We start from the raw sequence: 13,854 nt of genomic DNA on the forward strand, positions 1-13,854 counted from the left end.
CTCTCCGTGAGCTACTGTATAAATCCCTTGTGTAGTAAGCGGCACAATCCTGAAGATACCGAAAATTGTTTAGCTTGTGGCAATCCTTTGCTAATAAATGGGCGCATTCTTTTACTGCGCCCATTGCGTTCTTTGGATAAAGATATGTCTGCCTATACAGATGTTTTCGAGGTTGAAGATATTGAACCGTCATGGGGAAAATCTAGAATTAGAGTAATGAAAGTACTAAGATGGAGTGATCCTAAATTAGTTCGTCTGGTTCAAAGAGAATCACTTATATTGCAGACGTTATATCATCCAGGAATTCCTAAGTCTGGTATGGACGACTATTTCACTTTTACACTGAAGGACGAGCGTTTAGTATTGCATTGTTTAGTAATGGAGAAAGTTGAAGGCATTGATTTAAGACAGTGGTTAAAATCTCATGGACGAATTACTCAAAAACTAGCAGTGGATTGGTTATCACAACTAGTTGATATTTTGGAATCTGTACATCGCTCTGGCTTTTTTCATAGAGATATTAAGCCAGAAAATATTATCTATCAACCTGATGGTCAACTGGCACTTGTTGATTTTGGAGCAGCTAGACAGATTACCACAACGTATTTAGCAAAAGTTGGCGCTAGTGGAGTGAATAAAAGAACACGCTTCAGTAGTGGTTATGAAGTAACAGTTGTTAGAACGATTCGATTTTCCCCACTGGAACAACTTAATGGTCAAGCTTTGCCTCAATCAGACTTTTATGCTTTGGGACGGACTTTTGTCGATTTGATAACGGGGATATCACTATTGGAGTTACCAGTAGAGCAAAATACAGGAAGACTAATCTGGAGAGATAAAGCATTACAGATTGACGAACCTTTCGCTAATTTACTTGATGAAATGATGGCTCCTTTTCCAGGGCAGCGTCCACAGACAACTCAAGTCATCTTACAGCGCTTAGAGCGTCTCCCATTTAAATTAAATCTTAACCGAGCAATTAATTCTAATTTATTTAAATATTTTTTAATAGGATTAACTACATTAGTACTTTTTGGAAGTTGTAGAAGTATTAACCTAGCTTTATCAAGTTATTTTTATAACAGGGCTGTTCGTCAGGATGAATATAACATGGCTATTAAATATTATAAATTAGCTTTGAACTTTCATTCAAAAGACGTAAATACCTATGCTAACTTGGCATTAGCTTGTCAGCAAATTCGTGATATAAACTGTATGAATGCTAATTATAATAAAGTTTTTGAACTTAATCCGAATGATTGGGTAGCTTTCTATAATTTAGGGAATTTTTACGACGAACAAGGTCAATATGACTTAGCAGAGCATAATTACAAATTAGCTATTAAGAATAGTAATAATCAAGCAATGAATGCTGTCAATAATTTATCACGGTTGAAGAATATAGAACAAAATTACTCTGAGGCATCTACATTAGCATTTGAAGGGTTGAGACACACTTCAGATACGGAATGGCAAGCAGCCTTATATAAAAATTTAGGCTGGGCGAGATTCAAGCAACAACGTTATGGAGAGGCTGAAAAATATTTACGAAAGTCGGTGGAACTGGATTCTCAAAGAGTGGATGCCTACTGCTTGCTAGCGCAGACACAGGAAGCAATAGGTAAGTTGGATGAGGCTAGAACATATTGGGAAGTGTGTTTGTTAGTCAGTAATACCAATTCATCTCTACCAGAGGTACAACAATGGAGAGAGCAAGTTCTACAGCGTCTTTTTAAAAAAAATTGATCAAAATATCTTACTTCCGGTAAGCTATCAATAGATAGTAAATAACGAAATAATTGCAATGTTAATTGCACCAGAATCAACAGCCAAAAGAGTAAAAAAAGCTTTCAAATACCAATTTGTAGCAATTGCATCAATATTATTGTTTTCAAGCTTCAGCAGCATAAGGGGACAAGCTAAATCTGTAGCAAAAAGTAATTCACAAGAGCAAACTTGTAAGGTTGTGGCTAAAGTTCTCAGTGGCGATATCAACTGGGCACCCGGAAGTAAGCTTTGCCAGGAGGATAAGGTTCATCCAGTTAATGGGCATAAGGTTGAGGTTTTGTGCTATTTAAGTGCAAAAATATTGCAACTCACTAGTAGTACTATGGGTGAGCATTGCTCGCCACGTTCCCAACGGCAAAATCAAAATTGCACTTTGAGAGATGGGCGCACTTGTATCAAGCCCAAAGGCCCAGGGGAAGATGAAAATGCACCTACATTAATCACTCCCTACGGTTTAGTAATTTTAAATATGAGTCCGACACTATCGTGGTCTGCCACTCCTTTAGCTACTAGTTATATCGTGCAGATTGAAGGCAAAGGAGTTAGCTGGTCTGTTGAAGTAGTGGAAAAAACTCAATTACCATACCCCAAAGAGCAACCAGCTATGCAGCCGGGCAACGTTTATAACGTAAATATTATTGCAAATAAAGCAGATGAGCCTATTGCTGCCAGTGCCTCTGTTGTGTTGATAGCCTCCACTGATAAAATGCAGCAGATAGTAAGTATCATAAATCGTCTTCAAAGTTTGAATCAATCTCAAGATGAGTTAACTATCGATATAGATAGGGTGTATGAGGCTCAAAACTTAGTAAATGAGTCAATTAATCTGCTAAAGGCAAGAACTGAAGGAGGTACTAAAAATCCGACTATTTACCGATTATTGGGCGATCGCTACTTAGAGGCATATTTGGCATCTGCCGCTATATCTGCGTATTCAACTGCAACTAAATTAGCTCAAAAAGAGAATAATGCGGAAGAATTAGCCAAAGCAGAAGCAGGAGCGAAAATTGCAGAGCAAAGCCAGAAAAGAGGAGAAGGGGTAAGAGGTAGTTAGACTTCAAAGGTAGAAGTTGTTGAAAAACATAATCATAAACTGTCAAAATACAATTTATGATTGATACCACAAGCTTTTTTAGATTAACGACCAACAAGGATAAAGCCTGACCAGTAATAGGGGTGAGAGTATGTTTTACTGGACAATAAACTTAGTTTTGCAAGTCTTAGTGCCTCTGCTTTAGTAAGTCCACTTTTTAATCCTTTGTAAAACTCACCCATAAGTAGAGCAGTAGAATCGGCATCAACCAGCCACAAACTAGCTAATGTAGTAAGCGCTCCGGCTTGTGTAGCTATTCCGGCAATTCCAAGAGCAGAGCGTTTATCACCCTTTGCTGTTTGACAAGCACTCAAAATAAGTAGATTAATTGCCTCAGTTCCATTTTTGAGCAAAAATCTCAAGTCTTTGACGTTGAGGGGTTTGTCCCAAGCCAAAATAAAGGTCTGTTCGGGATCAGAGCTAAATTGAGCATGGGTACTTAGATGAACTATAGAAAAATAATCATTTTCAGTTTTTTTCTGGAAGCTGTGACTATTAAACTCGCTATTAACTAAAGTCGAAACAGAACTAACATTTTTCTTGATACTTTCAATTTCTGCTCTGACTTCAGGTAAAGCTGGTAAATTCTTAGGAACTGAGGGGTTATTAAAACTAGGACTGATTTCAGAAATACCGCCAAATAAAGCATCAAAATTATTTAATTTTCTAGATTGACTGTGAAACTGCTGGGAACTTGAAGCTATGACAATACTGTAAGAGGATGCTAGATAATTTTTTCCATCATGTAATATGTCAATAGGGAGATTTTGGAAAAAACTATCTAGAACAAAACCTAAAGTTCCTGAAGTGGGAAGATATTGCTTGATAGGTGCAAATAAAATATTATAAATAGTTTGAGAATAAATAAGATAATCTGACTCATTAGCTAGAAGAAACTGTTTTTTTGCAACGAGTTTAAGTAAATTATCAATTGGGGTAACTAACTGGTCAAAATCTACTGTATTACGGTAAAATTTATTAGGTGTTTTAACAACTACCTCTACTTGCTGCCCTAACTTAATCAAATATACAATCGGAAGTAAATATTTTGAATTTTGATTATTGGGTGGAGAAGATATATTTAATTTACCACACTGTAAAAAATTTTCTATTTCAGCTATTTTTAGTTTTTCTTGAATCTCAACTGCCCGTTTTGAAGTTGCTTCACCTTGAGAAAATAGTAATTCCATATATTCATGGTAAACAGGTTCAACTTTTTCTTTAAAATCGAACTGAAGCTCCGGGTTAATTCCTATAAGATTTCCTCGAACTTGCTCTAAACTGTTAATAGCAGATGCATACGCTTTATTGGCTTTTTCAAAATTGTTTGAGAGCCGATATAAGCGACCTAATTGCCATTGCCATTCGTAAGCAATATCCCAAGCTTGCACTGACTGAGCTAGTGCCATAGCTTTTTCAAAGTATTGTACTGCTTTAAGCGTTTTACCTGAATAATTATAAATTGTGGCAACAGTTCCTAATGCGTAAGATTCGGCTCGGTTATTACTCAGCTTTTGAGATAAAGATAGTGCTTTATTCGCTAAGAATAATGAAGTTGATAATGGGTTATATTTATTAGAAAAAACAATTTGTTTTAAGTTGATATTTTGATCAATTTCAATTAAACTCTGAGCGAGATTAAGTTGAGCATAAACAGATTCGATTGCAGGTAATGATTCAAATATTGTTGAAGAATTTAATAAATTATTGACTAACGTTTTGATGTATTCTTTTTCAATATAATCATCTAAATCTGTTATGTTCTTCCATTTTTCTGTATTTAAAATTAAATCTAGCTGATTGATTTGTGCTTGGAGGGTAAGTCCATTTAGGTTTCTATTTACTAACTCTTGATAAAATTGCAGAGCATTTTTGATTTTTGATTTAGCTATTTTAAGTGTTTTTTGTTTAGTAAATACTTCATCAGTTAGTTCATACTTGCCTTTGGCTTGAATGAAAAGGGCACGTTCTGTATTCCCTAAACTCAATAATATTTGATTCTTAATATCTGATTCTTTTGAGTCTAGACTTTTAGCCATTGATATAGCTTTGAATAATACAATTGAAGATGCTTCTGGATTACCAATCAGCCGTAGCACATCACCAAGATTGCGGAGTCCAATTACTCGGACACTTTCAAGTGTTTGTTTTTCCAATGCCTGAGTTAGTTGTTCTTGATAGGCTTTTTGAGAAATGTTCTTTAATTCAATGGGGCTAGAGCAAACCGAATTTTCTAGCTCTAAAGCTTGGCTTAATGTTTGACAAGCAGTAAGATATAAGCCACTAGCCTGAAGTGCCAAACTCTGATTAATTAAGCTACCAACTATACCATTAGAATGTTTTAATTTGCGGTAAATATCGTAAGCTGATTTCCATGTTTGCAGTGCGGCTTGAGGTTGTCCTTGGTTTAACTGTTCAAATCCTTGTTCATTCAGAATCTGTGCTTGGGATAATTCAAAAATTGCAGAAGATTGAGCTTCCGCTTGTACGTGACACCAAATTATCAGCAGCATTAAGGATAGCCCTAAAATTACCGATTTTAAAACAGGCGGTAATTGATTGAAAAATAAACTCCGTTTTCTTGCCATGTTCTTAAATCTGAATTTGTATTAACTTCAATCAAAGGAATTCCCCAATCAAGGCTTGCACTCAAGCGATCGGCTAATTGATACCGTATTCCGATCCCTATAGATGCTAATGTACTTGTAGATACTGGAATAGCAGTATCTCGATCGGCATTTTTATTCCAAGAGGTTCCCATATCAAAAAAAGGAATCAGCTCTAATTGTTCAGTATCTGTTCTCCAAATAGGAATAAGAACTTGGGTAGAAAGTAAAAATCCGTTGTCAGTCAAAAACGTATCCTGTCGATAACCTCGCACTGAACTTGTACCACCCAAACCAAATTGTTCTAATGTCACAAGAGCTTGATCTGCAAACTGAATATCTGTTCTGACTAACAAGGATGTACCATTTCTCGCTAAACGTCGTAACCATGCAACTTGTCCGCGCCAAGAAAGAAAGCGACTATCAGGAGCAGATTTATTAATGGTGGCATCAATTGCACCAACGCCTAAACTGAGTTGAGATCGTGCTACTAATGCTCCTTGTCTATGACGCTGTGTCCATTCTTGAAAAAATCTAATGGACGAAATTCGTGTTCGCCCCCTAGAATCTGCCCCAACGCTCAATGGGAAAGGGCTGTTGAGTAAAGAGGATTCGCTCTCTAGCCGGGAAGCTGTCAATCCTAAAGCAAACTCTTGAGTTGAATCGGAATTGGCTTGTTGTAGTATTGGCTGGCGGAAAGTCACTTCGTAAGCACGGGCACTAGAAAGAATATCTAGTCTGCTAAATGGACGTTCAACAACATTGGCTGAAGAATTTGCATAGAAAAATTGCACAGTCCCATTTTGGGGATTAATGGGTATGGAGTAACTAGTTGTCAGAGTATTACTGCCATCAGTATTTCTGTATCCTATACTCAGGCGATCTCCCAGACCAAATAGATTAGCATTACTTAGCTCAACTCGTCGCTGAAAAGTGCCAATGGCAGGTGAGCGAGAGTTGTCTAAGACAGCCTCAATTTTAAAAGGTTGACGTGGCTTGACAGTGATATTTAAAACAGAAGTATTTAATTGAGAACCTTTATCTACAACTGCGGAAATCTTTGCAATCAAAGGATCTGTTTGCAGTAGTTGTAAACCTATCAATAAATGTTTACTATTAAATACTTTAGTTGTATTTGTTCGTAAGCGCTCACGAATATAGTTTTGTAATCGTGCGCTACCTACAATGCTTATTTGCTCCAACTTGCCTTCAACAATTTGAATAGTAACTATTCCCTTGCTAATTGGAATTACTTGATTTTCAATTACTGGAAAGAAAGCCCCAGAAGTTACATATCCTTGTTGAATATATAAATTTGTAACTGCTGTGCGAGCCTCAAGTAATTCTGAAAACGTAATTTCTCTATTTGTGTAAGAAGCAACTACTGACTCTAGCTTTTGAGTTGATAAGACAGTGTTGCCTTTGAATACGAATCTTTCAACTTGAATTCTTTCTCGGTTTCCTTTGGGAATCTCAGGCGTAGGCATTAAAGAAGGAGGTTGTAATTCTTGTTGTGGTTCTTCCATAAAAGAAGGAATTTGCGGACTTTGAGGAATTGTTGGTATCTGCTGTGTAAAGAATCTTGGAGCTAGCATCCGTGCTAAAACTGGTTCAGTTATCGATATTGAAGCTGCTATGAAAAAAGTTCCTCCGAATACATTCAGGTAAGAAATTTTAGGCATGACAATTTTTTTCCTGTAGAAGCGACTTTCACGGAATTTTCTATCTTTATAAAAAATGGCTAAATTTTTGATTTTTATTATCTAAAATATTTCAATAAACAGAAACTTTGCTTCAATGCTATTTATATTGTATTACTAAAATTTTTGATAAGTATGGCAAGGTGGATCTGATAAAGAACCATAAGAAACCACGTCTTTTGGCGTAGTTGTAAAACTTACCGTACCATCTCCATTGTCTTTCCATCCTTGTGCTTCCACATATTCTTGAGTTGCTTGGGTTTGTATTAGCTGTTGTGATTGTTTGGCGAAAATAGGTTGTTGCTCATTTCTCCAGCCATAATTGCTGTTAAGGGGATCTCTGGGGCTTGGTGGAATACCGCCAGATCCTCTGTTCACAAACTCGTTAGATCCTTGACTCGATTGTGTAGAGCAGACCTGAGCAACTGGAGGAATATTAATTGCTGGTAGAACTATCGCTGCTCTAGTGAAATCCAATTCTAAGGTATTGATTTGAACTATACCGTCAATTCCTTTGTCTGAGCTAGCTGTAATTTTGCTATCAAAAGTAGGAAAGAACCCTTGTGTATTGATTGTGATATTACCACCCCGTCCCTCAAAGGCATTAGCGGTGATACTACTCTTTTCTAAAAGAGCTAGTGTTTCTGCATTGAAAGTAATGTTACCACCGTTGCCCTTGGTTCCTTGCTGTCCAGCAGTTGCAGAGATAATACCATTGCGTAATAAAACATTATTTACATTGAAAATAATGTTACCACCCTCACCAACGGCAGTCGTTGCAGTAACACCTCCATTATTTGTAATATTGAGGTCTTTACCTTTAATTTCAAGGGTTCCTGCGTTACCCAATCCATCATTTTTAACACTAACTAAGGCATTATTAGCAATAGTTAACTGCCTACTATTAATATTTATTTTACCTGCATCTCCAGTAGGAGTTGCAGGTACTCTATTAAATCTAACTCTCAAGCTATTATCCAAAATCTCTGCTGATGAATTTATAAAACTAGGAAGTTTTGAATTTGAGTCTATTTCCGAAATTTCTATGGAGTCAGAAGCTTTAATAGTGAGATTTCCAGCGTTTCCAAACGAGAGTGTGCTTGTAGATATACCTCCGCCATTTCTAACCAGTAGCTTTGAGGTATTAATTTCTAAGCTACCAGCGTTACCACTTCCAAAGGTAGCTGCATTAATTGTACTAGAACCGACGATAGGCGATCTACCTATAATGTCTATAGTGTTATTTGCATTTATTAAAACATTACCTCCTTTACCATTATTAAAAGTTGTAGATCCTAAACTGCTTCCATCCTCAAGTCTAATGTTTTCTGTCATTAAGTTTAAATTACCAGCACTACCAAATGAACTAGAAGCTGTAGTTATATTTCCCCCATCTTCTAAGGTTAAATTTTTGATTACACCAGTGATGTTTCCACCATTTCCATAATTGACATAACTAAAAGTATTTATAGCACCCAAGCCAAATTGATTAACATCAGATGGAAGAGAGCCAGTTATTTTTAAATAATCATTAGCATTGATTTTGATATTACCGCCTGGAGCATTATTAAAAGTAGTAGTAGCTATCTGCGCTCCTCTAATATTTATTTTATTTGAATTAAGTTCAATATCTTCTCCAGGCGTATTTCCAAAGTTGCTACTATAAATACCGCTAATACCAAATTCTGATGCATCTTTCACCTCTAAATTTTCAGAGTTAATGCTAATTCTCCCATTTTCTTTAGAGCCATGATTTTGGCTATAGATTAAGGAACCATTTAATACTTTTACATTGCTTCCCTGAATATTAATAGTATTGCCTTGACCTTCTATACTATTAATATAAACTAAAGCGGTTTTTAAAAAACTTATATCTCTAAAACTTAAAACATTTTCATAGTTGAAAAACAAACTATTATTTTCTGACTTAATATTTACTTCCCCTTGCTCTATACTTCCTAACTCAATTTTTCCATTTTTTGCACTAATAACCCCTCCATCTAATAATATATCTCCTCCTATCAAAGCTAGGGTATTTCCAGGCTTGACTTGTAAGCCAGTAGAAATTATACTTGCATCAATAGGGGATCTCAAACTAGAGTTATTAATGGGAAAGCCATTCCCTTGTACATTAATTGCTCCAGGATTCCCATAAAATTGTAATCCAACAGGTACATTTAATGTTAGCAAAGAAGGATATTGAGGTTTTTTAGCACTAAACTCAATGCCATCAGCAAACTTAATACTATTTGCTGTAGTTGCTAAAAAAGAACCACCAATATTTAATCGAGCATTTACTCCAAAAATAATTCCATTTGGATTAATTAAAAATAAGTTAGCTGTTCCATTAGATGTTATAAGCCCATCAATATTAGAAACTAATCCACCAGTCACTCTACTAATAATATTTTTGATATTTAAATCGTTATTAAATATAGCTATATTTTCGCTAGGTAGAGAAAAGTCTTGAAAACTATGAAAAAGATTGTTTCCTGCTTGAGTACCGCCTTCAATAATTCTATTCCTTTCTTCTATTTTTATATAAGTGTTATTAGGTAAAGTATTATCTGGAGTAATTTCAGCTTCCGATGGAAAAATTGAAAAAATGCTTGAACAGGAAAAAACAACTGTAATTAAAAATGTCTTAATGATAGTATTCATAGAGTTTTGGTCTTTTTAAATAAAGACGTAAGTAAGTTTTAATTTATAGATAAAAGTAGCTTTTAGATATGCGTTAAAAACATCTCTAAAAGCATTTCCTAATAAAGTTTAAATAACTTTTATTTACAGACTCAATCAGCTTACTTCACAGCTATTTAAGATGCTATGCTGCTTCTATCTTGTCTGTGTCTTGAAGAACATAATCAATTACTTTAAATATTGCCTGTACTTTACGGGTGCGCCATTCGTCAACTAAGTTTTCCACTTGTTTCGCAGGCATTCGCCGCATCATTGCTTCATAAAGGTAGGCAGCATGTCCTGTTTCATCTTTAGCAATACTTAACATCCCTAGTTTTAAGTTACGATTGTGACGATCATCATCAGGTAATACATTTGCCATTCGCATATAATCTTTACCGGCATCCAACTCCATAATATAGGTACTTGCCATAAAAACATCCCAGGCAATCATGGCAGGGCTAAGTTGTTCTTTGCTATAACCTTCATAGTAGGCGGCAAAGAGAGGACTACGCCCTTGCTTTGATTGACTTTTTGATGCAGTTTTTGTCTCTGAATTTATGATATTTTTGTCTATCCGCTTTAACGCATGAGCAAAAATTTGACTATGCTTAGTTTCATCCAATGCGTGTTTTTCCAATTTTTCAGCCAGCCATGTATCGCCTTCACTAGCTGCACGCTCACTAAGTGCAGAGAGAAATCCAACGGAACCAGCTTCTGAGAGATGTAAACCCTTAAGTACAATAGGGCGAGTTTTAGAGTCGCGGATCTGGGAAGCAGTATAGTAAGCAACAGCTCCTGAACTTGCTAAATGCATGAGATAAGTCAATAAATTCATAAAATATTCCGGCTAAACTTTGTAAGCTATATTTCTTATAATATTGCTTTAAGTAGATTTTTAAAGATTTTTTATATGGAGTTTCATGATTTAATCGAGAACTTTAAATCCTTCAGATTCTTGGTATTGGGGAATTGGTAAGATTAGTAGTAGCTTTGGCTAATTCTTATTGATAGACAGGGTACCACCAAAAGCTTCAAAGCATTCCACAATGATAGTGAACGTAATATTGTTGTAAGCCTTGTTCCTGTATTGTCTATCCCCTAGAAAGTTAAAACTTAATTTTTTTACAATATAAAACTCTCATTAGAGAAAAATGTTAGCAAGTGAAAATCGTGATTATAATATTGAACTTAAGTTGTTGGGGAGTAAATATCGAATTACATAAAACGTCAATCTTTGATTGAACAAGGGTTTTGCCCAGTATTAAGCTTTAAAGTCTTGAGAAAACGCGATTAACTCTCAGCAGTACCCCAAAAAGGCATATCTGCTGTGAGACTTATGCCTTAAGCAGGATGACATTCAGCGTCAGCAACGGTGGAAGTGATGGCTGTCGAAGTAGCAGAAGATTTGGACAGGAGGAGCAGCAGGGCAAACGCATCTAAAGTATAATAATCCTCTAATAGCAAGAGTTTCGGCGTTTTTTGAATTAGCCTATTTTTCGTCAAGATCCTTATCCAGCAGGGGTTTCAGAAATACCGTGCGTTCGCCCTGGGAGGAGCGGAGCGATCGCTTTCTAGTGCGATCGCTTCCATCGGGCGCTTGAGCTATCGCCACCAGAAAGTGCGCTTAGTCCATCGCCACCAGGCATAGGTAATTCAGTACAATCTTGAGTAGAGCCGGAGTTTTGAGTGGAGAAGGGAATTGAGCCAAAGTTCGACTGCACCAAGCCGCAAACTTCAGATTACGATCATAACAGTAGGTTCAAGGGGAGACTTGCAACCATACTGCGCTTTGGGTATTGGGTTAAAACGTGCGGGGCATAAGGTGAAGGTAGCAGCGCATGAAAACTTTGAGTCGTTTGTGAGAAAGTTCGATTTAGAGTTTGCACCGATCGCTGGCAATATGGAAGAGTTTCTGCAATCAAAACAAGGGCAGCGATTGATTGCGGGAGAAAAATTGAAAAAAGAAGAGAGAGATAAGCTTTTACTTGAACAGTTGGAATCAGCTTGGGCAGCGTCTATTGGGAGTGAGGTAATTATTTATACGCCTTTAGCTACCTTTGGATATCACATTGCAGAGAAATTAGGCGTACCTTGCTTTTTCGCATCAGTTATGCCGTTGACTCCCACAGGGATGTTTGGGTTTTTAAGATTTGGTCAGAGAACTAAAAACCCAATAAAGAAAGCAATCAACTATGGCAGCTACTTGCTAATAGAGTTTTTGCACTGGCAAAGATATCGTCCACTGCTCAATCACTTCAGAACAGAAACTTTGAAATTGCCGCCTTTGCCATATTTAGGTAGACGCTTTAGACAAAAAGCTCCGGCGAATGTATCACGAATCCCGGTACTGTATGGATTTAGTTCACACGTAATCCCAAAACCAAAAGACTGGCCGCATTGGGCGTATGTGACTGGTTTTTGGTTTATTGATCAAGCCTCCGACTACGAGCCACCCCTGGAACTAGAGGATTTTCTTGGACGAAAGCAATTACCTTTGTGTTTTGGATTTGGCAGTATGACTATGCCCAATCCAGAATATCTCACACACTATATTGTGGAAGCCTTAAAAAAAACGCATCAAGGCGGCATCATCTTGTCAGGCTGGGGGAACGTTGGAAGAACAGTGAATATAAAAGATTCACTACGAGTGTTTGTGATCAAGGAAGTTCCGCATGATTGGTTATTTCCTCAAGTGCCAGCAGTAGTACATCACGGAGGAGCTAGTACAACGGCGGCGGTGTTACGTGCAGGGATACCCTCAATCACAGTACCCTTTTTTGCAGATCAGCCGATTTGGGGCGAAAAGCTAAACCGATTGGGAGTTAGCCCACAACCAATACCGTACCATAAGGTATCAGACAAAACTTTAGCAGCAGCGATTGAAGTCGTACTGCATGATGAGGGAATGCGCTTAAAAGCCCAGGATTTGGGCCAGAAGTTAAGGGGTGAAGATGGTGTGGCAAATGCTGTAGAAGCATTCCATCGGCATTTGGGTTTGATTGGGTAAGTTACTATTTGGGTGAGTTCGCGTAGCGTCTCTGAAAAGAGAAGGCAAGCTCTTGAGCAGGGGTGCAGAGGGGAAGGCACTCCTCTGCCCAAGAGCTTTTAAAGGCGAAGAGATGTTTTAACCGAACAGTATTGAGGGGACTCCAGGTTTAGAGGGTTCTCTGTTTAATGTGTTTTATATTTGGTAGTGCTTTAAGACTGCAAAATATAAAAAGTAATGAAAAACCCCAGCCTATTTGAAGGATGGGGGTATAAATAAAACTCTATTTTCATGATGACACAACTCAATATTGCTACGAGCCAATTTGTCCTGGAGGTAGCACGATGAACAAACTACCATCCAGACGCAAGAAAGCTACCTCTGCGGCATCTGGTGAACCAAAGCCAGTAATTGACCCTGCTCCCGAAAATACTTCTGGGCAAGATAACCCAGCCTCAGCAACGATTACGGTGACTGCTGTTGAAATAAGAGAGTTGACAGAGGAAGAACAAAGCTTACGCCTTCATTTAGAGCGCCGTGTGGAACGTGCATTTTTGTCAGCGGGTCAGGCGCTGATGGAGTTGAGGGACAAACGGCTGTACCGTTCCACGCACCGTACTTTTGAGGAGTATTGCCGAGAGCGCTTCAATTATAGTCGTGATGCGGCTTACTTGAAGATTTCGGCGACTGTGGTTTATGAGAATCTTCAAAAGTTTTTGCCGACCAATGGTCGGCAAATTCCAATGCCGACCAACGAACGACAATTGCGTTTTTTGGCGAAAGCAGAGTTGGAACCGGCTGTGCAAGCGGATGTATGGCAACAGGCAGTAGAGCAAGCTGGCAATAAGATTCCATCTGGTCGCATAGTGAAAGATGTTGTGGATAGGATACGTGAAAGGACGAAAGTACCCAATCCTCACCACGTTGGGGAGATATGCGTTTTCTTGCCAAAGGATAACCCAGACTTGAGAGGTAAAGCGGGTTATTGGGGCGTGGTAA

9 protein-coding genes are annotated in these 13,854 nt (G+C 37.6%); 4 read left to right on the forward strand and 5 right to left on the reverse strand.

Going from position 1 to position 13,854, the window contains the following annotated elements:
- Nucleotides 1-6 precede the first annotated feature (6 nt).
- Complete coding sequence (locus RMY63_RS11675; RefSeq protein WP_322728853.1) at nucleotides 7-1,746, forward strand: protein kinase domain-containing protein; 1,740 nt, start codon at nucleotides 7-9, stop codon at nucleotides 1,744-1,746.
- Between the two features lie 58 nt (nucleotides 1,747-1,804).
- Nucleotides 1,805-2,842 (forward strand): hypothetical protein, encoded by a 1,038-nt coding sequence (locus RMY63_RS11680; protein WP_322728854.1) that lies wholly within the window; start codon nucleotides 1,805-1,807, stop codon nucleotides 2,840-2,842.
- An 83-nt stretch (nucleotides 2,843-2,925) separates the two neighbouring features.
- Here RMY63_RS11680 and RMY63_RS11685 read toward each other — a convergent pair whose 3' ends face one another.
- The 5 genes from RMY63_RS11685 to RMY63_RS11705 all read right to left on the reverse strand — a co-directional run bounded on the left by RMY63_RS11685 (nucleotide 2,926) and on the right by RMY63_RS11705 (nucleotide 11,481).
- On the reverse strand, nucleotides 2,926-5,181 hold the full coding sequence (locus RMY63_RS11685) for a CHAT domain-containing protein (protein WP_322728855.1): 2,256 nt from the start codon (nucleotides 5,179-5,181) through the stop codon (nucleotides 2,926-2,928).
- A 239-nt stretch (nucleotides 5,182-5,420) separates the two neighbouring features.
- Nucleotides 5,421-7,169 carry a ShlB/FhaC/HecB family hemolysin secretion/activation protein gene (locus RMY63_RS11690; protein ID WP_322728856.1) on the reverse strand — a complete coding sequence of 583 codons (1,749 nt, stop codon included), beginning with the start codon at nucleotides 7,167-7,169 and terminating at the stop codon, nucleotides 5,421-5,423.
- A gap of 135 nt (nucleotides 7,170-7,304) precedes the next feature.
- Nucleotides 7,305-9,848 (reverse strand): filamentous hemagglutinin N-terminal domain-containing protein, encoded by a 2,544-nt coding sequence (locus RMY63_RS11695; RefSeq protein ID WP_322728857.1) that lies wholly within the window; start codon nucleotides 9,846-9,848, stop codon nucleotides 7,305-7,307.
- Between the two features lie 163 nt (nucleotides 9,849-10,011).
- Nucleotides 10,012-10,704: a ferritin-like domain-containing protein gene (locus RMY63_RS11700; protein WP_322728858.1), complete on the reverse strand. Its 693-nt coding sequence runs from the start codon at nucleotides 10,702-10,704 to the stop codon at nucleotides 10,012-10,014.
- 654 nt (nucleotides 10,705-11,358) lie between these two features.
- A complete protein-coding gene (locus tag RMY63_RS11705) occupies nucleotides 11,359-11,481 on the reverse strand; it encodes a hypothetical protein (RefSeq protein WP_322728859.1) in 123 nt (40 codons plus the stop codon).
- An 87-nt stretch (nucleotides 11,482-11,568) separates the two neighbouring features.
- On the opposite strand from RMY63_RS11705, the gene RMY63_RS11710 reads away from it, so the two are divergent.
- Both RMY63_RS11710 and RMY63_RS11715 read left to right on the forward strand, forming a co-directional pair.
- Nucleotides 11,569-12,876 (forward strand): glycosyltransferase, encoded by a 1,308-nt coding sequence (locus RMY63_RS11710; RefSeq protein WP_322728860.1) that lies wholly within the window; start codon nucleotides 11,569-11,571, stop codon nucleotides 12,874-12,876.
- A gap of 323 nt (nucleotides 12,877-13,199) precedes the next feature.
- A partial coding sequence (locus RMY63_RS11715; RefSeq protein WP_322728861.1) for a hypothetical protein occupies nucleotides 13,200-13,854 on the forward strand: 655 nt, incomplete at its 3' end.

The organism is Nostoc sp. ChiQUE01b, assembly GCF_034531255.1.
GTDB lineage: Bacteria > Cyanobacteriota > Cyanobacteriia > Cyanobacteriales > Nostocaceae > Nostoc.